The sequence below is a fragment of the Streptomyces sp. NPDC006435 genome (genome assembly GCF_040612315.1).
Lineage (GTDB): Bacteria > Actinomycetota > Actinomycetes > Streptomycetales > Streptomycetaceae > Streptomyces.
The window spans coordinates 127,210-149,953 of record NZ_JBEXPY010000017.1; the positions used below are offsets into that span (position 1 = coordinate 127,210).

24 protein-coding genes and 5 tRNA genes are annotated in these 22,744 nt (G+C 70.9%); 10 read left to right on the forward strand and 19 right to left on the reverse strand.

Annotated elements, in window-relative coordinates:
- Positions 1-126: 126 nt before the first annotated feature.
- Together thiD and ABZZ04_RS18720 are read right to left on the reverse strand one after the other, a co-directional pair.
- Positions 127-933 (reverse strand): bifunctional hydroxymethylpyrimidine kinase/phosphomethylpyrimidine kinase, encoded by an 807-nt coding sequence (gene thiD / locus ABZZ04_RS18715; RefSeq protein WP_356933297.1) that lies wholly within the window; start codon positions 931-933, stop codon positions 127-129.
- Between the two features lie 10 nt (positions 934-943).
- Complete coding sequence (locus tag ABZZ04_RS18720; protein WP_356933298.1) at positions 944-1,915, reverse strand: thiamine-phosphate kinase; 972 nt, start codon at positions 1,913-1,915, stop codon at positions 944-946.
- A 323-nt stretch (positions 1,916-2,238) separates the two neighbouring features.
- Here ABZZ04_RS18720 and ABZZ04_RS18725 point away from each other — a divergent pair, with 323 nt between their 5' ends.
- On the forward strand, positions 2,239-2,472 hold the full coding sequence (locus tag ABZZ04_RS18725; RefSeq protein ID WP_148839534.1) for an Lrp/AsnC ligand binding domain-containing protein: 234 nt from the start codon (positions 2,239-2,241) through the stop codon (positions 2,470-2,472).
- A gap of 50 nt (positions 2,473-2,522) precedes the next feature.
- A complete protein-coding gene (locus tag ABZZ04_RS18730; protein ID WP_356933318.1) occupies positions 2,523-2,975 on the forward strand; it encodes a DUF3515 domain-containing protein in 453 nt (150 codons plus the stop codon).
- 142 nt (positions 2,976-3,117) lie between these two features.
- On the opposite strand, the gene ABZZ04_RS18735 is transcribed toward ABZZ04_RS18730, so the two are convergent.
- From ABZZ04_RS18735 to ABZZ04_RS18745, 3 genes are all read right to left on the reverse strand, one after another.
- Positions 3,118-4,275, reverse strand: coding sequence for a D-alanine--D-alanine ligase family protein (locus ABZZ04_RS18735; protein WP_356933299.1), 1,158 nt, complete (start codon positions 4,273-4,275; stop codon positions 3,118-3,120).
- A 150-nt stretch (positions 4,276-4,425) separates the two neighbouring features.
- Positions 4,426-5,436 carry an NAD(P)H-dependent glycerol-3-phosphate dehydrogenase gene (locus tag ABZZ04_RS18740; RefSeq protein WP_356933300.1) on the reverse strand — a complete coding sequence of 337 codons (1,011 nt, stop codon included), beginning with the start codon at positions 5,434-5,436 and terminating at the stop codon, positions 4,426-4,428.
- Complete coding sequence (locus tag ABZZ04_RS18745; protein WP_356933301.1) at positions 5,433-6,185, reverse strand: lysophospholipid acyltransferase family protein; 753 nt, start codon at positions 6,183-6,185, stop codon at positions 5,433-5,435. The genes ABZZ04_RS18740 and ABZZ04_RS18745 overlap by 4 nt, the downstream gene beginning before the upstream one ends.
- 167 nt (positions 6,186-6,352) lie before the next feature.
- Here ABZZ04_RS18745 and cofC point away from each other — a divergent pair, with 167 nt between their 5' ends.
- Positions 6,353-7,036 carry a 2-phospho-L-lactate guanylyltransferase gene (cofC, locus tag ABZZ04_RS18750; protein ID WP_356933319.1) on the forward strand — a complete coding sequence of 228 codons (684 nt, stop codon included), beginning with the start codon at positions 6,353-6,355 and terminating at the stop codon, positions 7,034-7,036.
- 101 nt (positions 7,037-7,137) lie between these two features.
- Positions 7,138-7,341 carry a hypothetical protein gene (locus ABZZ04_RS18755; protein WP_283854264.1) on the forward strand — a complete coding sequence of 68 codons (204 nt, stop codon included), beginning with the start codon at positions 7,138-7,140 and terminating at the stop codon, positions 7,339-7,341.
- Positions 7,342-7,435: 94 nt separating this feature from the next.
- Here ABZZ04_RS18755 and ABZZ04_RS18760 read toward each other — a convergent pair whose 3' ends face one another.
- The 4 genes from ABZZ04_RS18760 to leuC all read right to left on the reverse strand — a co-directional run bounded on the left by ABZZ04_RS18760 (position 7,436) and on the right by leuC (position 10,603).
- A complete protein-coding gene (locus ABZZ04_RS18760) occupies positions 7,436-8,104 on the reverse strand; it encodes an HU family DNA-binding protein (protein ID WP_356933302.1) in 669 nt (222 codons plus the stop codon).
- A gap of 143 nt (positions 8,105-8,247) precedes the next feature.
- Positions 8,248-8,475, reverse strand: a complete 228-nt coding sequence (locus tag ABZZ04_RS18765; protein ID WP_356933303.1) for a hypothetical protein — start codon at positions 8,473-8,475, stop codon at positions 8,248-8,250.
- A gap of 104 nt (positions 8,476-8,579) precedes the next feature.
- The gene (leuD, locus tag ABZZ04_RS18770; protein ID WP_356933304.1) at positions 8,580-9,173 is read right to left on the reverse strand and encodes a 3-isopropylmalate dehydratase small subunit; all 594 of its coding nucleotides are present in this window, start codon (positions 9,171-9,173) and stop codon (positions 8,580-8,582) included.
- A gap of 2 nt (positions 9,174-9,175) precedes the next feature.
- The gene (gene leuC / locus ABZZ04_RS18775; protein ID WP_356933305.1) at positions 9,176-10,603 is read right to left on the reverse strand and encodes a 3-isopropylmalate dehydratase large subunit; all 1,428 of its coding nucleotides are present in this window, start codon (positions 10,601-10,603) and stop codon (positions 9,176-9,178) included.
- A 175-nt stretch (positions 10,604-10,778) separates the two neighbouring features.
- Here leuC and ndgR point away from each other — a divergent pair, with 175 nt between their 5' ends.
- The gene (gene ndgR / locus ABZZ04_RS18780; protein WP_030928691.1) at positions 10,779-11,495 is read left to right on the forward strand and encodes an IclR family transcriptional regulator NdgR; all 717 of its coding nucleotides are present in this window, start codon (positions 10,779-10,781) and stop codon (positions 11,493-11,495) included.
- Positions 11,496-11,549: 54 nt separating this feature from the next.
- Here ndgR and ABZZ04_RS18785 read toward each other — a convergent pair whose 3' ends face one another.
- A complete protein-coding gene (locus ABZZ04_RS18785) occupies positions 11,550-12,047 on the reverse strand; it encodes a DUF4188 domain-containing protein (RefSeq protein WP_356933320.1) in 498 nt (165 codons plus the stop codon).
- A gap of 92 nt (positions 12,048-12,139) precedes the next feature.
- On the opposite strand from ABZZ04_RS18785, the gene ABZZ04_RS18790 reads away from it, so the two are divergent.
- The gene (locus tag ABZZ04_RS18790; protein ID WP_356933306.1) at positions 12,140-12,781 is read left to right on the forward strand and encodes a MerR family transcriptional regulator; all 642 of its coding nucleotides are present in this window, start codon (positions 12,140-12,142) and stop codon (positions 12,779-12,781) included.
- 56 nt (positions 12,782-12,837) lie between these two features.
- Here ABZZ04_RS18790 and ABZZ04_RS18795 read toward each other — a convergent pair.
- From ABZZ04_RS18795 to ABZZ04_RS18835, 9 genes are all read right to left on the reverse strand, one after another.
- A tRNA-Glu gene (locus tag ABZZ04_RS18795) sits at positions 12,838-12,910 on the reverse strand.
- A 25-nt stretch (positions 12,911-12,935) separates the two neighbouring features.
- Positions 12,936-13,007, reverse strand: a tRNA-Gln gene (locus tag ABZZ04_RS18800).
- Positions 13,008-13,019: 12 nt separating this feature from the next.
- Positions 13,020-13,092: transfer RNA gene (locus ABZZ04_RS18805), tRNA-Glu, on the reverse strand.
- A 60-nt stretch (positions 13,093-13,152) separates the two neighbouring features.
- A tRNA-Glu gene (locus tag ABZZ04_RS18810) sits at positions 13,153-13,225 on the reverse strand.
- Positions 13,226-13,250: 25 nt separating this feature from the next.
- A tRNA-Gln gene (locus ABZZ04_RS18815) sits at positions 13,251-13,322 on the reverse strand.
- 87 nt (positions 13,323-13,409) lie between these two features.
- Positions 13,410-14,129, reverse strand: coding sequence for an HAD family hydrolase (locus tag ABZZ04_RS18820; protein ID WP_356933307.1), 720 nt, complete (start codon positions 14,127-14,129; stop codon positions 13,410-13,412).
- Between the two features lie 117 nt (positions 14,130-14,246).
- Positions 14,247-15,719: a glutamate--tRNA ligase gene (gltX, locus tag ABZZ04_RS18825; RefSeq protein ID WP_356933308.1), complete on the reverse strand. Its 1,473-nt coding sequence runs from the start codon at positions 15,717-15,719 to the stop codon at positions 14,247-14,249.
- Positions 15,712-16,488 (reverse strand): fumarylacetoacetate hydrolase family protein, encoded by a 777-nt coding sequence (locus ABZZ04_RS18830; RefSeq protein WP_356933309.1) that lies wholly within the window; start codon positions 16,486-16,488, stop codon positions 15,712-15,714. Before ABZZ04_RS18830 ends, gltX begins: the two co-directional genes overlap by 8 nt.
- Positions 16,489-16,747: 259 nt before the next feature.
- A complete protein-coding gene (locus ABZZ04_RS18835) occupies positions 16,748-16,936 on the reverse strand; it encodes a hypothetical protein (protein WP_356933310.1) in 189 nt (62 codons plus the stop codon).
- 580 nt (positions 16,937-17,516) lie between these two features.
- On the opposite strand from ABZZ04_RS18835, the gene ABZZ04_RS18840 reads away from it, so the two are divergent.
- The 4 genes from ABZZ04_RS18840 to ABZZ04_RS18855 form a co-directional block, all read left to right on the forward strand.
- Positions 17,517-21,497, forward strand: coding sequence for a nitrate- and nitrite sensing domain-containing protein (locus ABZZ04_RS18840; protein ID WP_356933311.1), 3,981 nt, complete (start codon positions 17,517-17,519; stop codon positions 21,495-21,497).
- A 9-nt stretch (positions 21,498-21,506) separates the two neighbouring features.
- Positions 21,507-21,920, forward strand: coding sequence for a roadblock/LC7 domain-containing protein (locus ABZZ04_RS18845; RefSeq protein WP_006127850.1), 414 nt, complete (start codon positions 21,507-21,509; stop codon positions 21,918-21,920).
- A 131-nt stretch (positions 21,921-22,051) separates the two neighbouring features.
- Positions 22,052-22,459 (forward strand): DUF742 domain-containing protein, encoded by a 408-nt coding sequence (locus ABZZ04_RS18850; RefSeq protein ID WP_148839506.1) that lies wholly within the window; start codon positions 22,052-22,054, stop codon positions 22,457-22,459.
- Positions 22,440-22,744: ATP/GTP-binding protein (locus ABZZ04_RS18855; RefSeq protein ID WP_350985934.1), on the forward strand; the 305-nt coding region annotated here is incomplete at its 3' end. The genes ABZZ04_RS18850 and ABZZ04_RS18855, both read left to right, overlap by 20 nt.

Consider the following 22,744-nt stretch of genomic DNA (forward strand, 5'->3'; position numbering starts at 1 on the left):
GGTTGCCCGAGAAGCCGGTCCACCCAGGTGGGCCGGCTTCTTGCTGTGCGCCGGGGCTCCCCGGACGCACAGCAGGACTTCCCCGGCGCCTCGGGGCGCTCCCCCGTGCGGCGCCTCCGGCGCGGCTCAGCCGGTGCGGGTCCGCCAGCCGTGGTCGACGGGGCCGATCCCCGCGCCCAGCGGGAAGCCCGCCTCGATCGCGCCGGTGACGTACGCCTTCGCGCCCCGTACCGCCGTGGGCACGTCCTGGCCCAGGGCCAGTCCGCAGGCGATCGCGGAGGCGAGGGTGCAGCCGGTGCCGTGGGTGTGCCGGTTGTCGTGTCTCGGGGCGCGCAGCCAGTGTTCCTCGGTGCCGTCCGTGAGCAGGTCGACGGGGTCTCCGGGCAGGTGACCGCCCTTGACGACGACCCAGCGCGGCCCGAAGTCCAGCAGTGCGGCGGCGGCCCCGCGCATTCCCGCCTCGTCCCGGACGTCGATGCCGGTGAGTTGCGCGACCTCGTCCAGGTTCGGGGTGGCGACCGTGGCGGTCGGCAGCAGTTTCGTGCGTACGGAGTCGAGCGCCTCGGCCGCCAGCAGCGGGTCGCCGTGCTTGGAGACGCCGACCGGGTCGACGACGACCGGGGCGTCGGTTCCGGCGAGGAGTTCGGCCACGGTCTCCACGAGGACGGCCGAGGACAGCATGCCGGTCTTGACCGCCTGTACGCCGATGTCGTCCACCACGCTGCGGTACTGGGCGCGCACGGCCTCGGCGGGCAGTTCCCAGGCGCCCCGCACCCCCAGCGAATTCTGGGCGGTGACGGCGGTGAGCACGCTCATCCCGTGCGTCCCGAGCGCCAGCATCGTCTTCAGGTCGGCCTGGATGCCCGCACCGCCGCCGGAGTCGGATCCGGCGACGGTGAGCACTCGGGCGGGTACGGCAGCAGGTATGGGCATGCGCCGAAATCTACTGGGCGTCCTCTATGCCCCCGAAATGGTCCCAGCCGCTCTTGCTGGTCCAGGGCGCCCCGTCGACCGTCACCTGGGGCAGCACGGAGGGGTTGAGCACCTCGCCGATGACCTTCCAGCGGGCGGGCAGCTTCACGTCCGGCGGGAAGGTGGCGACGATCGCGTGGTCCTCTCCCCCGGTCAGCACCCACTGGAGCGGGTCGACGCCGACGGCCTGCCCGATGTCGGACATCTGCGAGGGGATGTCGATGAGGCCGGAGCGCAGGTCGATGCGGACCTTGCTGGCCTCGGCGATGTGCCCGAGGTCGGCGACGAGCCCGTCGCTCACGTCCGTCATCGCGGTGGCGCCGAGCCCGGCGGCCGCGGGGCCCGCGTGGTAGGGGGGTTCCGGGCGGCGGTGGGCCTCGACGAAGGCGCGGGGAGAGCGGAAGCCCCGGGAGAGCACGGCGTATCCGGCGGCGGACCAGCCGAGCCAGCCGGTGACGGCGACGACGTCGCCGGGCTGGGCGCCGGCCCGGGTGACCGGTTCATGGTTGCGCAGGTCGCCGAGTGCGGTGATCGAGACGGTGATCGTCTCGCCGCGCACCACGTCGCCACCGACCACCGCGGCGCCCGCGACCTGGCATTCGTCACGCAGGCCGTCCATCAGCTCGCCGGCCCAGGTGACCGGGAGTTCGGCGGGGACGACCAGGCCGAGCAGCAGCGCGGTGGGCACCGCACCCATGGCGGCGATGTCGGCGAGGTTCTGGGCGGCCGCCTTGCGGCCGACGTCGTACGCGGTCGACCAGTCGCGACGGAAGTGCTGCCCCTCCAGCAGGATGTCCGTACTGGCCACGACCCTGCGGTCGGGGGCGGTCACGACCGCGGCGTCGTCGCCGGGGCCGAGCCGTACCGCCGGAGTGGTGGTGAGCCGGGCGGTGAGCTCCCTGATGAGCCCGAACTCCCCCAACTCGCCCACGGTTCCCTTCACCGAGTCTCACCTCTCATCTATCGCGCCGGACCGTCGTCCGGGCTGCTTCGGCGGCCGGCGGTCCCGATCACGGACCGGCCGGCATGGCGGGGAGCAGTCTGCACCGCTCGTCACCGGCATGCCTGTTCCCCCTTCCGGCCCGCCGTGTTCTCGGTCGCGGGCCGTCACTGCTGTCGGTACTGTCAAGAGATACGTCAATCTGTGTCCTGCGCACGCCACGCGGTGGGCGTCAACCGCCCGTAGGTCTCCCCGCGGCACGCGGCAACGCGATAACGTGGCGTCCCTTTCCCCCACATGATCCTCGTCGCCGCCCTGGAGGTTCCGTGGTACAGGCGTACATCCTCATTCAGACCGAGGTGGGCAAGGCGTCGACAGTCGCCGAGACCATCTCCGCGATTCCGGGAGTGATCCAGGCCGAGGACGTGACAGGCCCCTACGACGTGATCGTCCGCGCGCAGGCCGACACGGTCGACGAACTGGGCCGCATGGTGGTCGCCAAGGTCCAGCAGGTGGAAGGCATCACCCGAACCCTGACCTGCCCGGTCGTTCATCTGTAGTCCCCGTCTACGCTGGGCCGGTGACATCATCGCGCCGGCTCCGCCACCCCGTGTTCCTCGGTCCGTCCGTCGCCGCGCTGCTGCTGGTCGCGGCGGGCTGTTCCTCCTCGGGCGAGGCGGTGTCGGTCACGGTGCCCTCCCCGCCCCCGGAAGCCGCAGCCTACTGCCGCGCGCTGCACGAGGAACTGCCGGAGACCGTCGCCGGGCACGACCGCGGGGACACCGGGCCGAAATCCGAACTGACCGCCGAGTGGGGGGACGGAGCGATCGTACTGCGCTGCGGTGTCCCCCGGCCCGCGAAGATGGACGATCCCATGGCCAAGGGGACCGAGGCGAACGGCGTCAACTGGCTGCTGGAGCAGGCGGAGGACGCCGGTCCGCGTTTCACGACGACCTATCGCAAGGCGTACGTCGAGGTGAGCCTGTCCGCCGAGTACGCGCATGACGCGAGTCCGCTGGCCGCGTTCGGTCCGGCCGTCGAGAAGACGGTTCCCGGCCTGTAAGGGCCTGCAGGGCCCGTTCGGAAGGTCCCGCCCGGCCGGGAACGCCCGGCGCGCCCGCCCTCCGGGCGTACGACTCCGCTTCTGGAACACGCCTCGGCGTGCGCCGCCTTCGCGGGGCGCACGCCCTGTGGCGCGGTCCGGCTCAGCGCAGGCCGGTCGACCGCCTCAGCGCGGCCTGGATCAGCCGGTCCACCAGCTCCTGGTAGCTCACACCGCTCTCCTGCCACATCCGCGGGTACATGGAGATCGGCGTGAAGCCGGGCAGGGTGTTGACCTCGTTGATCACGAAGGTGCCGTCCTCGGTGAGGAAGAAGTCGGCACGGACCAGGCCCTCGCAGGACACGGCGTCGAAGGCCTCGACCGCGAGGCGCTGGACCTCGGCGGTCTGCTCCTCGGTGAGCGGGGCGGGCACGATCCCGGAGGCCGCGTCGATGTACTTGGCCTCGAAGTCGTAGAAGTCGTGCGCGGTCACCGGCGGGATCTCGGCCGGCACGCTGGCGCGCGGCCCGTCCTCGAACTCCAGCACCCCGCACTCGATCTCGCGGCCCCGCAGCAGCGACTCGACCAGGAACTTGGGGTCGTGGCGGCGGGCCTCCTCGATCGCCCCGTCGAGCCCGGACGGGTCGTCGACCTTGGTGATCCCGATGGAGGAGCCGGCCCGGGCGGGCTTGATGAAGAGCGGCCAGCCGTGCTCACCGGCGAAGTCCACGATGCGCGCGCGGGCCCCGGCGGGGTCCTTGTCCCATTCCCGGGGGCGCACCACGAGGTACGGGCCGACCGGCAGGCCGAAGGAGATGAAGACCCGCTTCATGTACTCCTTGTCCTGGCCGACCGCCGAGGCGAGCACCCCGGCGCCGACGTAGGGCACCCCGGACAGCTCCAGGAGCCCCTGGAGGGTGCCGTCCTCTCCGTACGGGCCGTGCAGCACGGGGAAGACGACGTCCACCTCGCCGAGTGCCTTGGGGACCGAGCCGGGCTCGCTGTACACCACTTCACGGCTGCCGGGGTCGACGGAGAGCACCACGGCGCCCTCGGCGGACTCGGCCAGTTGGGCCACTTCCGGCATCTTCCGGTCCGTGATGGCCATGCGTTCGGGTTCGTCGGCGGTGAGCGCCCAGCGGCCGTCGGTCGTGATGCCGATCGGCAGGACGTCGTACTTGGTCCGGTCGATGGCGTTCAGGACGGCGCCGGCCGTGACGACCGAGATGCCGTGTTCGGAGCTGCGGCCGCCGAACACGACGGCCACGCGCGGCTTGCGGAGCTGCTGCTCCGGGCTCTGGGGGAGGTTCTCGCTGCTCATATCGCGTTGAGCGTACCTGCTGGTACCCCTTGCGTCAGCGCGGCCGGGTCCGCCGGAACGGTGACCACGGACGTTCACCGCTGTGGCCCTCCGCGGCCCGTTCGGAGCCGTGGGGCGGCCGCCCGGCCGGAGGGCCGCCCCACGGGATGCTCAGCGTCGCTCGGGCTTCGCGCTGCGCGACATCAGCTCGCCCAGCGCGACCATCGGCGGCTTGCCCTCGTGGACGATGCCGACGACCGTCTCGGTGATGGGCATGTCGACGCCGTGCCGGCGCGCCAGATCGAGCACCGACTCGCAGGACTTGACGCCCTCGGCGGTCTGCCTGGTGACGGCGATGGTCTCCTGGAGCGTCATGCCGCGGCCGAGGTTGGTGCCGAAGGTGTGATTGCGCGACAGCGGCGAGGAGCAGGTCGCCACCAGGTCGCCCAGGCCGGCGAGCCCGGAGAAGGTCAGCGGGTCGGCGCCCATGGCGAGGCCGAGGCGGGTCGTCTCGGCGAGGCCCCGGGTGATGAGCGAGCCCTTGGCGTTGTCGCCGAGGCCCATGCCGTCGGCGATGCCGACCGCGAGGCCGATGACGTTCTTGACCGCGCCGCCGAGTTCGCAGCCGACGACGTCGGTGTTGGTGTACGGGCGGAAGTACGGGGTGTGGCAGGCGGCCTGGAGACGTCGTGCCACGGACTCGTCCTGGCAGGCGACGACGGCCGCCGCGGGGCGGCGTTCGGCGATCTCCTTGGCCAGGTTGGGTCCGGTGATGACGGCGATCCGGTCCGCGGAGACCTTGGTGACGTCCTCGATGACCTCGCTCATCCGCTTCGCCGTGCCGAGTTCGACGCCCTTCATCATCGAGACGAGGACCGTGTCGGAGCCCAGGTGCGGGGCCCAGTCGGCGAGGTTGGCGCGCAGCGTCTGCGAAGGCACCACGAGCACCGCGAAGTCGGCGCCGTCCAGCGCCTCGGCGGCGTCGGTGGTGGCCCGGAGCGACGCGGGGAGTTCGATGCCCGGCAGGTAGTCCGGGTTGGTACGGGTGGTGTTGACGGCCTCGGCGATCTCGGCGCGGCGGCCCCAGAGGGTGACCTCGCAGCCGGCGTCGGCGAGGACCACGCCGAAGGCCGTACCCCATGAGCCCGTTCCGAAGACGGCCGCCTTCGCGGGGTGCGTCACTTGGTTCCCTTCCCTTCGGCCTTGCGCCGCTGCTCCGCGCGGGCCCTGCGGTGGTCGTACGGCTGTGCCGGGGCCTTCTCGCCCCGCACGATCTCCAGCTGCTCGGTCACCGCGGCCATGATGACCTCGGTCGCCTCGCGCAGCACCTCGGGCGTCGGCTGCAGGTCGTAGAACCGGGAGAGGTCGACGGGCGGTCCCGCCTGCACCTGGAGGGTCTTGCGGGGGAAGAACCGGAACTTGTCCGTCTTGGCGTACGGCGGCATCGCCAGGTTGGCGCCCCACTGGGCGACCGGGATGACCGGGACCTTCGTCAGCAGCGCGACGCGGGCCGCGCCGGTCTTGCCGGCCATCGGCCACATGTCGGGGTCGCGGGTGAGGGTGCCCTCCGGGTAGAAGGCGACGCACTCGCCGCGCTCGATGGCGTCGACGGCGGCCCGGAAGGCGTCCAGCGCGTTGGTCGTCTCGCGGTACACGGGGATCTGTCCGGTGCCGCGCAGCATCATTCCGACGAAGGGGGTCTTGAAGAGGCCCGCCTTGGCCAGGAGCCGGGGCACCCGCCCGGTGTTGTACTGGAAATGTGCGTAGGAGAGCGGGTCCAGGTAAGAGTTGTGGTTGACCGCCGTGATGAATCCGCCGTCGGCCGGAATGTGCTCCATTCCCCGCCAGTCACGCTTGAACAGAACCACCAGCGGCGGTTTTGCGATGACCGCCGCCAGGCGGTACCAGAAGCCGATTCTGCGGCGGGACACTCGGACACCTTCCTCTAAGGACCTGAACTCTGCCTGGCTACCGACGGTCAAGTCTCGCCCCAGGCCCCTGCTCTGTCGAGAACACCGTACGCCCCGCTTTCGGGACCGTCCCTCCGGGTTCTCGCGCAGGCAGGCGAGAATAGGCTGCGAAGCGCACCGAGGGGGAGATCGCCACGAACACCGACCCGACCGGTCCCTGGTCCCTGGTCGTCCCGTTGAAGCCCTTGGTCCGGGCCAAGAGCAGGCTGGCGCCCGCGACGGGGGACGCGCTGCGTCCGCGGCTCGCCCTCGCCTTCGCCCGGGACACCGTGGCCGCGGCCCTGTCCTGCCCGGCGGTGCTGGATGTGGTGGTGGTCACGGACGACGCGGAGGCCGGGGCCGCGCTCACCGCGCTCGGCGCGCGTGTCGTGCCCGACGAGCCCGACCGCGGGCTCAACGCCGCGCTGGCGCACGGCGCGCGCACCGTACGGGCCCGGCGGCCCGGGGCCGCCCTCGCCGCGCTCAACGCCGATCTCCCGGCACTGCGTCCCGGGGAATTGGCCCGGGTACTCAATTACTCCGCCGAATTCCCGCGCACATTTGTGACGGATGCGGCGGGAATCGGCACAACATTTCTGTCGGCCGCGCCCGGGGTGGAATTGTGCCCGGCTTTCGGCGGCCCCTCCCGGGTCAGACATCTGGACTCCGGGGCGGTGGAGGCCGATCTGACCGGTATCGATTCGGTCCGCCAGGACGTGGACACCGGCGCGGATCTGCGGGCCGCACTGGCCCTCGGTGTCGGTCCGTACACGGCGGAACACACCGCGGAACACCCGGGCGCGGGAATCCGCCGGGCCGTGCCGCGGCGGTAGCGCCGCCCGCCCGGGGACCCGCCCGGGGACCCGCCCGGGGCAACCGGGCCGCTCCCGTGCCGGACCCGGTCGCCCCGGGCCGGGCCGCTAGGCTGCCGTTCATGCAGGCGACCTCGTACACGTACGACCCCGAGACCCGCACCGGCAGCGTGCTGCTCGACGACGGCACCCCGGTGGAGTTCGACGCCCGGGCCTTCGACGCCGGCGGGCTGCTGCTGCTGCGGCCGGGGCAGCGGGTGCGGATCGAGGGCAGCGGCGAGGGCGCGGACCTGCGGATCACCCTGGTGACCCTGCAGACGTTCTGACGGCCGCGCGCACCCGCGCCACGACAGCCCGCGGGCCGGGCTCCCCCGAGGGGAGCCCGGCCCGGTGCGTGTGAGCGGTCTGTGCTGCTCGCTCTCACTTCTTCCGTGCGGTGGTCTTCTTGGCCGTGGTCTTGCGCGCCGTGGTCTTCTTCGCGGGCGCCTTCTTCGCCGTGGCCTTCTTGGCGGGGGCGGTCTTGCTGGCGGTGGCCTTCTTCGCCGCCGTCTTCTTCGCCGCCGCGGCGGTGGTCTTCTTCGCGGCCGTGGCCTTCTTGGCCGCCGCGGTGGTCTTCTTCGCGGTGGTCTTCTTCGCCGCCGTGGTCTTCTTCGCCGCGGTCACGGTCTTCTTGGCGGTGGCCTTCTTCGCCGTGGCCTTCTTGGCAGCGGCCTTCTTGGCGGCGGCCTTGGTCGTCGTACGGGTGGAAGCACCGCCCGAGAGGCTGCCCTTGGGCGCCTTCTTCACGGCCACCTCGCCGCCCTTGGGGAGCTTCTTCGAGCCGCTCACCAGGTCCTTGAAGCCCTGTCCCGCGCGGAAGCGGGGGACCGAGGTCTTCTTGACCCGCACGCGCTCACCCGTCTGCGGGTTGCGGGCGTACCGGGCGGGGCGGTCGACCTTCTCGAACGAGCCGAAGCCCGTGACCGAGACACGGTCCCCCGCGACAACCGCACGGACAATCGCGTCGAGCACCGCGTCGACGGCGTCGGCGGCCTGCTGACGGCCGCCGACCTTGTCGGCAATCGCTTCTACGAGCTGCGCCTTGTTCACGTCTTCCCCTTCGGAGACATTGCCAGAACGAAAGTGTTCAAGCGTTTTCGCACGTTAGGCAGATATATACCGCAAATCAAACACGAAACGGGCTAATCACCCTAGTGCCGCAACGAAGTCGACCGCTGCGTCGTTCCGCAGAGTCACTCACCTTCGGGGAATCGGCCCTCTTCGAGGTCCTTCATCAACCGGTCCAGACGCCTTGCCGCGTCCGGGAGATCGTGCTTAGCCGCGGCCGTGATGACCAACAGCTTCCGGGACAGCGCCATCCTTACGCCCTCCGGGACTTGCAGTGAGCGCACTCTTGTGTGCGCTTCCTTCAATCGGTCGGCGACTTGGCCGTAAAGCTCGAGTTGGCTGTCGCGTTCCATGCACCGATTGTGCCATCTGGGGCGAGTTGTCGCCCGACGGGGTCTCAACAAGCGACTGCGCCCCCTACCAGAAGGCAGGGGGCGCAGTCCTGGAAACGCGCTGCTCAGGCGTTAATTGTACGTGGCTTGAAGGCCGGCCTGGCCGCCTCGTAAGTCGCGATGTCCGCTTCGTTCTGAAGGGTGAGACCGATGTCATCCAGCCCGTTCAGCAGCCGCCAGCGGGCGTTCTCGTCGAGCTCGAAGTCGACGGTGATCCCCTCGGCGCGCACTTGGCGCTCCTCCAGGTCGACGGTGATCTCGGCCGTCGGGTCGGCCTCGGTCAGCTCCCAGAGCGCGTCGACGGTCCCCTGGTCGAGCACGACGGTCAACAGACCGTTCTTCAGCGAGTTGCCGCGGAAGATGTCGGCGAAGCGGGAGGAAATCACGGCCTTGAAGCCGTAGTTCTGAAGGGCCCACACGGCGTGCTCGCGGGACGAGCCGGTGCCGAAGTCGGGGCCGGCCACCAGGACCGTGGCGCCCTTGCGCTCCGGACGGTTGAGGACGAATTCCTCGTCCTTGCGCCAGGCCTCGAAGAGGCCGTCCTCGAAGCCGTCGCGGGTGACCTTCTTCAGCCAGTGGGCGGGGATGATCTGGTCGGTGTCGACGTTGCTGCGGCGCAGCGGGACGGCCCGGCCGGTGTGCGTGGTGAAAGCTTCCATGGTTATCGGACTCCGGCGGGTGTACGGGCGTCGGACAGGTCGGCGGGCGAGGCCAGGTGGCCCAGCACGGCGGTGGCGGCGGCGACCTGCGGGGAGACCAGGTGCGTACGGCCGCCCTTGCCCTGCCGGCCCTCGAAGTTGCGGTTCGAGGTGGAGGCGGAGCGCTCGCCGGGGGCCAGCTGGTCGGGGTTCATGCCGAGGCACATCGAGCAGCCCGCGTGCCGCCATTCGGCGCCGGCGTCGGTGAAGACCTTGTCCAGGCCCTCCTCGACGGCCTGCAGGGCGACCCGGACGGAGCCGGGGACGACCAGCATCCGCACGCCGTCGGCGACCCTGCGGCCGTCCAGGACCGCGGCCGCGTTGCGCAGGTCCTCGATCCGGCCGTTGGTGCAGGAGCCTACGAAGACGGTGTCCACATTGATCTCGCGCAGCGGCTGCCCCGCGGTCAACCCCATGTACTCCAGGGCCTTTTCGGCGGCGTTCCGCTCCGAGGCGTCCTCGTACGAAGCGGGATCGGGGACGTTCGCCGACAGGGGCGCGCCCTGGCCGGGGTTGGTGCCCCAGGTGACGAACGGCGCCAGCTCGGCGGCGTCGATGACGACCTCGGCGTCGAAGACCGCGTCGTCGTCGGTGCGCAGCGTCTTCCAGTACGCGACGGCGGCGTCCCAGTCCTCGCCCTGCGGGGCGTGGTCGCGGCCCCTCAGATAGTCGAAGGTGGTCTCGTCCGGGGCGATCATGCCCGCCCGGGCGCCGGCCTCGATCGACATGTTGCAGATGGTCATCCGGGCCTCCATCGAGAGCTTCTCGATGGCCGGGCCGCGGTATTCGAGGACGTAGCCCTGGCCGCCTCCGGTGCCGATGCGGGCGATGATCGCGAGGATCAGGTCCTTGGCGGTGACGCCGTCGGGCAGTTCGCCGTCGACGGTGATCGCCATGGTCTTCGGGCGGGCCATCGGCAGGGTCTGGGTGGCCAGGACGTGCTCGACCTGGCTGGTGCCGATGCCGAACGCCAGCGCGCCGAAGGCTCCGTGCGTGGAGGTGTGGGAGTCGCCGCAGACCACCGTGGTGCCCGGCTGGGTCAGCCCCAGCTGCGGACCGACCACGTGCACGACGCCCTGCTCCACGTCGCCCAGCGGGTGCAGCCGCACGCCGAACTCCGCGCAGTTCTTGCGCAGGGTCTCCAACTGGGCGCGGGAGACCGGGTCGGCGATCGGCTTGTCGATGTCGAGGGTCGGGGTGTTGTGGTCCTCGGTGGCGATGGTGAGATCGAGGCGCCGCACCGGGCGTCCGGCCTGCCGGAGGCCGTCGAAGGCCTGCGGGCTGGTCACCTCGTGCAGCAGGTGCAGATCGATGAAGAGGAGGTCGGGCTCACCTTCGGCGCGCCGGACGACATGGTCGTCCCAGACCTTCTCCGCGAGTGTCCTACCCATCGCTTTCCCTCCGGCCGGCGTCTTCGCCGGCCCAACTAGAGATTCGGTGCGCCGCCGTCCTGACCCCCGTGCGGGGCGGTGGCAGACGGGCCGTTGTGTGGCCGCCCGTACAGGTTCGCAACTTCCGCCGGAAATTGAACTTGCGTTTCACAGAGTGAGACGGGAGTATCGTCGTATGGACAACTCTAGCGGCGTCGGCGTTCTCGACAAGGCGGCTCTCGTATTGAGCGCTCTGGAGTCCGGTCCGGCCACCCTCGCCGGGCTGGTCGCGGCGACCGGGCTCGCACGGCCCACGGCCCACCGGCTGGCCGTGGCACTGGAACACCACCGCATGGTGGCGAGGGACATGCAGGGCCGTTTCATTCTCGGCCCCCGGCTGGCGGAGCTCGCGGCCGCGGCCGGCGAGGACCGTCTGCTGGCCACGGCCGGACCGGTGCTCACCCACCTGCGCGACATCACCGGCGAGAGCGCGCAGCTCTACCGCCGGCAGGGCGACATGCGGATCTGTGTGGCGGCGGCGGAGCGGTTGTCCGGCCTGCGGGACACCGTGCCGGTCGGCTCCACGCTCACCATGAAGGCCGGTTCGTCGGCCCAGATCCTGATGGCCTGGGAGGAGCCGGAGCGTCTGCACCGCGGTCTCCAGGGCGCCCGGTTCACGGCGACGGCGCTCTCGGGCGTACGGCGCAGGGGCTGGGCCCAGTCGATCGGTGAGCGCGAGCCGGGCGTCGCCTCGGTCTCGGCCCCGGTGCGCGGTCCGTCGAACCGGGTGGTCGCCGCCGTCTCGGTCTCGGGGCCGATCGAGCGGCTGACCCGGCACCCGGGCCGGATGCACGCCCAGGCGGTCATCGATTCGGCGGCCAGGCTCAGCGAGGCCCTGCGCCGCAACGGCTGACGCGTTCGACAACTTCCCGGCCGCCCCAGCGTCGTGGCGGCCTCCGTCGGAACCTCACCCCGCGGACGAGCGGTGCGCGAGGCGGTCCGCCGCCCGGCGGCCGCGCCCCTCGATCGGCAGCACCCCGGTGGCCCCGGCCAGTCCGTGGACCGGCATGTCCGCGTAGATCGCCTCGTACCCGCCCTCGGGCACCACGTACGTCTCGTGCCACAGCCCCACGTGCTGCCGGGACTTCTTCTCCTTGCGGTTCATGATCGCCCAGGCCCTGCGGTGGAACGCGTCGGGAGCGCTCGCGTACGCGTAGAGCTTCTCCTTCGACTCCCAGTACTGGACGACCCAGTACGACCGCGGCGAGCCCGACAGCAGCGTGCGCCCGAGCAGGCCGCGCCCCTCGTCCCTGCCCAACTCCCGCAGCATGCGCAGCATCGCGACGAAGACCGGCAGCCAGTGGTGCACGCCCCGGAAGTGGTTGATGCGCATCCCGATGAGCAGTACGACCACCTCCCCCTCGGCCGCCGCGGTCGTCCGTCCCGGAATCGTCCTGCCGAACACGTCATCCACCCCTCTCTTCGTTGGAGAGTGCCACTATCCAATGATTGGATAGTGGCACTGCCCAAGAGGTGGCGCAAGGGAAGGCACGGAACATGCGGCTCTCGGAGCTGAGCGAGAAGAGCGGCGTCAAACCCGCGACGATCAAGTACTACCTGCGCGAGGGGCTGCTGCGCCCCGGGCACCGGGTCAGCGCCACGCAGGCCGAGTACGACGAGAACCATCTGCGCCGGCTGCGCCTGGTGCGGGCCCTGATCCAGGTCGGCCGCCTGCCCGTGGCCACGGTCCGCGAGGTCCTCTCCCACGTGGAGGACGAGTCCCTGGGGCGGACGATCCGGCTGGGCGCCGCACTCTGGGCACTCCCGCACGGCCCGGACCCCGACGAGGAGGCGCCGGAGACGGCGGCCGCCGGGGAGGTCGTCGAGCAGCTCCTGGAGCGCCTCGGGTGGGAGACGGCGCAGCAGGTCGGCTCCCTGTCCCCCAGCCATCGCTCGCTGGTGTCCTCGGTGGCCACGCTGATCCGCCTCGGCTATCCCTGCGACGTCGGGTACCTGGCCGAGCAGGCCCGGCTGATGCATCAAGTCGCCGCCCAGAACCTGGACATGATGGAGACGTACCCCTCCGAGGAGGAGCAGGTGGAGACGGCCGTCGCGTCGGCGGTGCTCTACGAGCCGCTGCTGATGTCCCTGCACCGGATGGCGCAGGAGGAGGAGTCGGCGCGGCGGTACGGGCTCTGAGAACGAGCGGAAGGGCCCTTCACCGGGGTGAAGGGCCCTTCCGTTTCCTGCTGTTGTACCCCCGACCGGATTCGAACCGGCGCTACTGCCGTGAGAGGGCAGCGTGCTAGGCCGCTACACAACGGGGGCTTGATATTGCTGTTGCATTTCTGCGCTGGGCTACCAGGACTCGAACCTAGAATGACGGTACCAGAAACCGTAGTGTTGCCAATTACACCATAGCCCATGGTGTTACAAGTACCCCCGACCGGATTCGAACCGGCGCTACTGCCGTGAGAGGGCAGCGTGCTAGGCCGCTACACAACGGGGGCCCTAGCGATCCTGCATCGAGATCGTGGGAGCGACCCAGATGATCTCGCGGGAAGGATCTGTACCCCCGACCGGATTCGAACCGGCGCTACTGCCGTGAGAGGGCAGCGTGCTAGGCCGCTACACAACGGGGGCTTGTTACTGCTGTTGCATTTCTGCGCTGGGCTACCAGGACTCGAACCTAGAATGACGGTACCAGAAACCGTAGTGTTGCCAATTACACCATAGCCCACCAAAACTCAACCCCTGGAAGGGATTTTGTTCGGCGTGCGCTTCCCGTTCGGTTCTTCCGTTCCTCTCGGGCGGCGCAGGAAGAACATTACCCGAAGGTGTCCGGCGCTCCAAAACGGGTATCGGCGAGCAGCAACCCGGGCAGCTGGTCGAGCGCCTCGATGCGGAGGAGTTCGGGCCGGCCGCCCCGCTCCTTGCGGTCCAGCCAGATCCCCTTCAGCCCGGCGGCGACCGCCCCGGCGGCGTCGATGTCGGGCTCGTCCCCCACGTACGCGACCTCCCCCGGTTCCAGGGCCATCGCCTCGCACGCGGCGTGGAAGGCGCCGGCCTCGGGCTTGGAGACGCCCAGCTCCACGGCGCACACCACGGCCTCGAACCGGTCCCGCACCCCGAGCGCGCGCAGCTTCCGGTCCTGGTTGTGGATGCTGGAGTTCGTCAGGATCGCGTGCCGGAACCCGCCGGCCAGTTCGTCCAGGACGGGCAGCACGTCCGGGAAGAGCCGCCAGGCGGCCTCGTAGTGGATCGCGTGCCGGCCGAACCAGCTGTCGGCCTCCTCGTCCGTCAGCGGCCGCGAGAGGAACTCCCGCACCCGGTCCCGGCGCTGCCCCTGGAAGTCGGTCTCACCGGCCGCGAACCGCGCCCAGTGCGCCTCGGTGAGCTCCCGCCATGCGGCGAGGGCCCGCCCGAGGGATTCGTGTCCCTCGGGCAGGCCCTCCTGTTCGAGGTGCTCGCGCATTCCGACGCGGTCGGCGCCGGTGTGGTCGAAGATCGTGTCGTCGATGTCCCAGAGGACCGCGCGGATCGTCATACGGCCCAGCGTATGGGCCCGTCCCCCGGACGAGGAGGGCGCGGAAACGGCGGGAGGGGGCGGACGGCCGTGATGGCCGTCCGCCCCCTCCCGCGGGCGCGTTCCGGGTGCTCCGGGTTACGCGGCGAGCTTCGCCAGGGCCGCGTCGACGCGGGCCAGGGTCTTCTCGCGGCCCAGGATCTCCAGGGACTCGAAGAGCGGCAGGCCGATCGTGCGGCCGGTGACCGCGACGCGGACCGGCGCCTGGGCCTTGCCGAGCTTGAGGCCGTGCTCCTCGCCCGCCGTGAGGATGGCGTTCTTCAGTGCCTCGGCGTTCCACTCGGCGTCGGCCAGCTTGGCGCGGGCCGTGGTGAGCAGGGCGTCGGAGCCCTCCTTCATCGCCTTGTTCCAGGACGCCTCGTCCGTGGCCGGCTCGTGGAGGAAGAGGAAGTCGACGTTGGCCGTGATGTCCGAGAGGACCGTGACGCGGGTCTGCGCGTGCGGGGCGATCTCCGCGAACTGCGCCGCGTCGAAGTCCTCCGGAGCCCACGGGGCGAACGGGGCCTTCAGCCAGGGGCCGCAGGCCTCGGTGAACGCCTTCACGTCCATCCGGCGGATGTGCTCGGCGTTGATGTGCTCGCACTTCTTCAGGTCGAAGCGCGCCGGGTTGGCGTTGACGTCCTCGATGTCGAACGCGGCCACCATCTCCTCGACGGAGAAGATGTCCCGGTCCTCGGCGATGGACCAGCCCAGCAGGGAGAGGTAGTTGAGCAGCCCCTCGGGCACGAAGCCGCGCTCGCGGTAGAGGTTGAGCGAGGCCTGCGGGTCGCGCTTGGAGAGCTTCTTGTTGCCCTCGCCCATGACGTACGGCAGGTGGCCGAAGGCGGGGGTGTCCTTGGCGATGCCCAGCTCGATGAGCGCCTTGTAGAGGGCGATCTGGCGCGGGGTGGAGGAGAGCAGGTCCTCGCCGCGCAGGACGTGCGTGATCTCCATCAGCGCGTCGTCGACCGGGTTGACCAGGGTGTAGAGCGGGGCGCCGTTGGCACGGACGATGCCGTAGTCCGGGACGTTCTCCGGCTGGAAGGTCAGCTCGCCGCGGACCAGGTCGGTGAAGGTGATCGACTCGTCGGGCATCCGGAAGCGGACGATGGAGGTGCGGCCCTCGGCCTCGTACGCGGCGATCTGCTCGGCGCTCAGCTCGCGGCAGTGGCCGTCGTAGCCGGAGGGCTTCCCGGCGGCGCGGGCGGCGTCGCGGCGGGTGTCGAGCTCCTCGGTGGTGCAGTAGCAGTGGTACGCGTACCCGCCGGCCAGGAGCTTGTCGGCGACGTCCTTGTAGACGTCCATGCGCTGCGACTGCCGGTACGGGGCGTGCGGGCCGCCGATCTCGGGGCCCTCGTCCCAGTCGAAGCCGAGCCAGCGCATGGAGTCCAGGAGCTGCTCGTAGGACTCCTCGGAGTCACGGGCGGCGTCCGTGTCCTCGATGCGGAAGACCAGGGTGCCGCCGTGGTGCCGGGCGAAGGCCCAGTTGAACAGGGCGGTGCGGACCAGGCCCACGTGGGGGTTGCCGGTCGGCGAGGGACAGAAACGGACGCGTACAGGTGCGTTAGCCACGCTTGATCACCTTGTTGGTGAGAGTGCCGATGCCTTCGATGGTGACGGCGACCTCGTCGCCGACATGGAGGGGTCCGACCCCTGCGGGAGTGCCGGTGAGGATCACGTCGCCCGGGAGCAGCGTCATGGCTTCCGTGATGTGGACGACCAGGTCCTCGATCGAGCGGATCATCTCGCTCGTACGGCCCAGTTGGCGTTGCTCGCCGTTGACCGTCGCCTGAATGGTCAGGTCGCCGGGGTCGAGGTCGGTCTCCACCCAGGGGCCCAGCGGGCAGGACGTGTCGAAGCCCTTGGCCCGCGCCCACTGCTTCTCCCGCTTCTGGGCGTCGCGGGCGGTGACGTCGTTGGCGCAGGTGTAGCCGAAGATGACGTCCTTCACACGCTCGCGCGGCACTTCCCGGCACATCCGGCCGATGACCACGGCCAGTTCGGCCTCGTGGTGCAGCTCGTTCGAGAAGGAGGGGTACTCGATGGCGTCGCCGGAGCCGATCACCGAGGTGGTGGGCTTGAAGAAGGCGACGGGGACGTCCGGTACCTCGTTGCCCAGCTCCTTGGCGTGCTCCGCGTAGTTGCGGCCGATGGCCACGACCTTGTTGGGGAGCACGGGCGGGAGGAGACGGACCTTGCTCAGCGGGACCTTGGTGCCGGAGAGCTCGAATTCGGCGTACGGAATGCCCTTGATGATGTCGAGGACGAGACCGTCGGGCCCGTCGCCCTCCACGGCGCCGAAGGCGACATTGCCGTCGATGGAGAACCTGGCGATGCGCACGGGATGCTGTCGCCCCTCACTTGCTGGCTGGCTGAAGACTGACACTTCAGGCTATCGCCTCGCCCGGCGGAGTCCGCCCGGTGGCGGGCGCCGCCCGGCGCGTACGGGCGCAGGCCACGAGGGGTCCCGGGCCGGACGCACCGGTACCGGGACGGCGCCGCGGGTACGGGGCCGGGGCCGGGAGGACCGGGCGGCGCGGGAAGGGGCGGCGTGGGCGCGTGCCGGCCGGGAGGGGTCCCGCGCGCCCGTGCCGGTCGGCCTACTCCGGGGCCGCGACGGGGGCCGGGGCCTCCATGAGGATGGTGCGGCGGGGGTTGGCCGTCTGGTTCGGCAGGTCGACGGCGTGCTCGCGCAGTTCCGGCGCTCCCAGGCCCTCGGCGTCCTTGAGGTGCGCCAGCGTGGTGCGGCGGGGGTTGGCAATGTTGCGGAACATCGTCGTCTTCTTCATCTGCCGTTCGGACCCTGTCGGTACGGGCGCCGCCCGGAGGGGCGCCGGTTGTCGGATTTGCCATCCCTGTAAAGCGTCAGGCTAAACATCCAATTCCCTCCGCGAGCCCGGAAGAGACGGCGATCATCGTGTGAGTTTGCTCACGACCGCTCCGAAAAAAGCCCCATTTCGGTCACCGAATCGCCACGCCCGAAACGGACATTACGTCACTGAATGATCTATTCCGCTCCTGATCATGCCGACTGGGACACCTGTCACCACTCGCGGTTCTGTCCGTAATCAATGCATTCATCCATGATCACGCTCCACTGCTCGTTACTCATTCATCACAATGTGTCACCCAGGTCCCGGGCGGGCAGGGGGCCCTTGTTGGAGATCCGGCACTGTGCTGGAATTCCACGCACCGCCGCAGGTTTCAAACCGGCGCGCAGGGGGCGCAACACAGCGCCGAGTGACGGCGGAAAGGGGAAGGGCGCCGGCCACTCATGACCACCATGGGGCGGGTACGACGCCCCACGACGCCGACACCGTTCCACCGCCTCGCGGCGACGGAACGCCTGGTCCAGAGGTTGCGACGCTAGTGCAGGGACGTTTCAAGAGGGATGGCAGCGCTGCGGCGGAGCAGGAGCCGCACGGCGGGACCGACCGCGGATCCTCGCCCCAGCACGCCCAGAACCCCGGACCGGCCGCAGCCGGTGACAACGGCGACCGCGCCCAGAACCCCGGTGCCACGGCCGAGGGCGGTGCCGACGCCGCCCCCTCTCCCAAGTCCCAGGGTTCCGTCGGCAACGGCTCGCGCATGGCCCTTCGCAACTGGCGCATCAGCACCCGTCTGGTCTCCCTGCTCGCCCTCCCCGTGGTCGCCGCGACCACGCTCGGCGGTCTGCGGATCAACGACTCGATGAACGACATCCAGCAGCTGGACCACATGCAGCTGCTGACCAGGATGACCAAGCAGGCGACCTCGCTCGCCCAGGCGCTCCAGGAGGAGCGCGACCGTTCGGCCGGTCCGCTGGCCAACGGCGTGAAGGCCGACGACTTCAAGGTCACCGACCCCCGCAAGAAGACCGACCGGGCCAAGACCGCCTTCCTCGACGCGACGACCTCGATCGGCGACCCCTCCGGTGACGACGCCCTGGAGGGCATCTACGCCAGCGTCAACCAGATCGCGGGCCAGCTGGCCGAGATCCGGGAGATCCGCAAGACGGCCTACGTCAAGGGCGCCCCGAGCCTCTCGACCGTCGACAAGTACAGCCAGCTGATCGGTTCGCTGCTGAGCCTCTCGCAGGACATGGCGCAGGCGACCAGCAACTCGGAGATGATCAAGCGGACCCGGGCACTGGCGGCCTTCTCCTCCGCCAAGGAGTACGCCTCCGTCCAGCGGGCGATCATCGCCGCGGCACTGCCCGGCGGCAACGACAAGCAGCCGCACCTCGACCCGAACGACCGGCAGTTCGGCGAGTCCGCGCAGGGCAAGGAAGCCGCGGCGCTGCGCTCCTTCAAGGCGGTGTACGGCGCGACCGGCAGCAACGCCGAGGAACTGACCGCCACGCTGGACGAGGGCAACCCCGAGATCAAGGCCGCCAACGCCTACGCCAGGAAGGTGCTGACCAGCTCCACGGGCATGGACGGCACGGCGCGGCGTTCCTACCTGGACTGGTACGACCAGAGCTCGACCAAGATCCAGGCGATGAAGACCATCGAGGAGACCCTCCTCAGCGACATGGAGGGCAAGGCCCGCGAGCTCCGCGACGAGGCGAAGCGCGAGGCGATCATCAGCGGTGCGCTCATCCTGCTGGTGCTCGGCGTCTCGCTGGTCGGCGCCTTCGTCGTCGCCCGGTCGATGATCCGCTCGCTGCGTCGGCTCCAGGACACGGCCACCCGCGTCGCCCAGGACCGGCTGCCCGAGCTCGTCAAGCAGCTCTCCGAGGCCGACCCGCAGGACGTGGACACCTCGGTCGAGTCGGTCGGTGTGCACTCCCGGGACGAGATCGGCAAGGTGGCCGCGGCCTTCGACGACGTGCACCGCGAGGCCGTCCGTCTCGCCGCCGAGCAGGCCCTGCTCCGGGGCAACGTCAACGCGATGTTCACCAACCTCTCGCGCCGCAGCCAGGGCCTCATCCAGCGCCAGCTCTCGCTCATCTCCGAGCTTGAGTCGCGCGAGGCCGACCCGGACCAGCTCTCCTCGCTGTTCAAGCTCGACCACCTCGCGACCCGCATGCGCCGGAACGGCGAGAACCTCCTCGTCCTCGCGGGCGAGGAGCCGGGCCGCCGGTGGACCCGTCCCGTCCCGCTGGTCGACGTGCTCCGTGCCGCCGCCTCCGAGGTGGAGCAGTACGAGCGCATCGAACTGGCCGCGGTGCCCGCGACCGAGGTCGCCGGCCGCGTCGTCAACGACCTCGTGCACCTGCTCGCCGAGCTGCTGGAGAACGCCACGTCGTTCTCCTCGCCGCAGACGAAGGTCCGGGTCACCGGTCACGCGCTGCCCGACGGGCGGGTGCTCGTCGAGATCCACGACACCGGCATCGGCCTCTCCCCCGAGGACCTCGCCGCGATCAACGAGCGGCTCGCCTCGCCGCCCACCGTGGACGTCTCGGTCTCCCGCCGCATGGGTCTGTTCGTGGTCGGCCGGCTGTCCCTGCGTCACGGCATCCGGATCCAGCTGCGGCCCTCCGACTCCGGTGGTACGACCGCGCTGGTCATGCTGCCGGTCGACGTCGCCCACGGCGGCAAGCAGCCGCTTCCCAAGCAGGGCCCCGGGCAGCAGTCCGGCGCTCCCGCCGGTCTGCTCGGCGGTGGCGGCGCCCCGGGTGCGAACGCCGGTTCGCGTCCCGGCATCGGCGGCGCCCCCTCGGGCCGGGCAGCCTCGGGGCCGGGTGCCTCGCGCGGTCAGGTCGGTCCGGGCTCCGCGCCGCGTGCCGCGCTGCCCTCGCGCGACGTCGGCAACGGCCGGCAGAACCCCGCCCCGCAGCCCGGCACGGGTCCGCAGGACGTCTTCCGGCAGGAACCGCCGCAGCGTCAGGGCGGCGGCGGCCTCGCCGGTGCCTTCGGCGGTGCCAGGGCCGGTGGCCGTGGCCAGGGCGACGGCTCGGGCCTCACCGAGTCGGGCCGTCCCGACCTGTTCGGCCAGAACCGCCAGGACCAGGACCGTCAGGGTCCGGGCCGCCAGGACCGCAACGCCCCCGCCCCGTGGCAGCAGCCGCAGCAGCCCCGGCCCCAGCAGGCCCCGGCCGGTCCGGGTGGCTTCCAGCGTCCCGGTGGCCAGGACGAGTCCGGTCTCCGGCTGCCCCCGGCCGGCGGTCCGCGCGCCGAGCTGCCCGGTGGCAACCCCGCCCCGCAGCGCCCGCAGACCACCAGTTGGGGTGCCGAGGAGTCGTCCGCGTCGCGGCTCGGCCGGCCCGACGCCCCGCGCGGTCACGAGGAGCCCGATTCCACCGGCCAGTTCCAGCGGCCGATGAGCCCGCCGCTGCCCTCGCGGCCGGTCATGGACGACCGGGAGGGCCCCGGCTCCACCGCCGAGTTCGCCCGCCCGGACTTCTCCGCCCCGGCCCCGCAGGACCTGTCCGCGCAGGACCCGACGGGCACCGGCCAGTTCGCCCGCCCCGACTTCGCGGGCCAGGCCCCGCAGGACCCGGCCGGCACCGCTCAGTTCGCCCGCCCGGACTTCTCGGCCCCGGCTCCGCAGGCACACGCTCCGCAGGACCTGACCGGTACCGGCCAGTTCGCACGTCCCGACTTCGCGGGCCAGGCCCCGCAGGACCCGACGGGCACCGGCCAGTTCGCCCGCCCCGACTTCGCAGCCCAGGACCCGACGGGTACCGGCCAGTTCGCCCGCCCCGACTTCGCGGGCCAGGCCCCGCAGGACCCGGCCGGCACCGGCCAGTTCGCCCGCCCCGACTTCGGACAGCCCCAGCCCACCCAGCCACAGGGCCTGGACACCCCGCTCCGGCGCGGGCCGGAGGGCGAGTCGGACTTCGGCGCCCCGCGCCCGTCCGCGGACGACGCGCAGTACCGTCCGGTCCTGCCGCCGCAGCCGCAGGCCGAGGCGCTGCCTCCCGTGGCCGGTCCCGGGGACGGTCGTACGCCGCTGTACGACACCCTGGAGACCAACTGGTTCCACAGCCCGCAGCAGGCTCCCGAGCCGCAGCAGGCCCCCGAACCCGAACCGCAGGCGTCCGCGTCCCTCCCGCAGCGGCCGGCCCCGGAGCGGTCCGCTCCCGAGGCGCCGCGTCCCACCGCGGAGGACACCGGGTCCACGCCCACCTGGCGCCCCTCGCCGAACGACGAACTCGTGCGGCAGGCGGAGCGGGTCAAGAAGCCCGCGGCAGGCGGAGTGACCACCTCCGGACTTCCGCGCCGTGTGCCCCGCGCCAACCTGGTGCCGGGTACCGCCCAGCAGCAGAACCACCAGTCCGGCCCCCAGGTCTCACGCGCGCCCGACGACGTGCGCGGGCGGTTGACCAATCTCCGCCGGGGCATCCAGCAGGGTCGACAGGCCAACAACAACAACCAGTCGACCGGCAGTTTCCCACTCGGCCCCACTCACCAGCAGGAGCGTTAGTTGAGCCCGATGAGTCAGGCCGCGCAGAATCTGAACTGGCTGATCACCAACTTCGTGGACAACACCCCCGGGGTGTCCCACACGGTGGTGGTCTCCGCCGACGGACTCCTGCTGGCCATGTCCGAAGGATTCCCCCGCGACCGCGCCGACCAGCTGGCGGCCGTCGCCTCCGGCCTGACCTCGCTGACCGCGGGCGCCTCCCGCATCTTCGAGGGCGGCGCCGTCAGTCAGACCGTGGTGGAGATGGAGCGCGGCTTCCTCTTCCTCATGTCCATCTCGGACGGCTCCTCACTGGCCGTCCTCGCCCACCCGGACGCCGACATCGGCCTGGTCGGGTACGAGATGGCCCTGCTGGTCGACCGCGCGGGCACCGTCCTCACCCCCGACCTCCGCGCCGAGCTCCAGGGCAGCCTGCTCCATTAGGCGGCCGTGGACCGATGACAGATTCGATCGACCCAGCCCATGCCCTCATCCCTCGCCCGTCCGGCCGCTTAGAGCCCCCCACCGGCCCCTTCAGACGGCAAGGAAGAACTGCTGTCACGCCCGGAGGATTCATGACCCCGCCACCCGCCTCACCCGACCCGTACGGCGCGCTGAACCACGCGTCGTACGACGGTGAAGGCGACCAGCCACTGGTCCGCCCGTACGCCATGACCGGTGGCCGGACCCGGCCGCGCTACCAGCTCGCCATAGAGGCGCTGGTATCCACCACGGCCGACCCCGCGCACCTGGGGACACTGCTTCCCGAGCACCAGCGGATCTGCCACCTCTGCCGTGAGGTCAAGTCGGTGGCAGAGGTCTCGGCCCTGCTGTCGATGCCGCTCGGGGTGGCCCGGATCCTCGTCGCGGACCTGGCGGAAGCCGGCATGGTGGCCATTCACCAGCCGGGCAACGGAGAGGCCGGCGGCGCGCCGGACGTGACACTGCTCGAAAGGGTGCTCAGTGGACTTCGCAAGCTCTAGCGGCGGTGCTGCCCGTGCCACCACCTCGGCGAAGATCGTGGTGGCCGGGGGCTTCGGCGTGGGCAAGACCACGTTCGTCGGTGCCGTCTCGGAGATCAATCCGTTGCGCACCGAGGCCGTGATGACGTCCGCCTCGGCGGGCATCGACGACCTGACGCACACCGGTGGCAAGACGACGACGACCGTCGCGATGGACTTCGGTCGCATCACCCTGGACCAGGACCTGATCCTGTACCTCTTCGGTACGCCCGGACAGGACCGCTTCTGGTTCATGTGGGACGACCT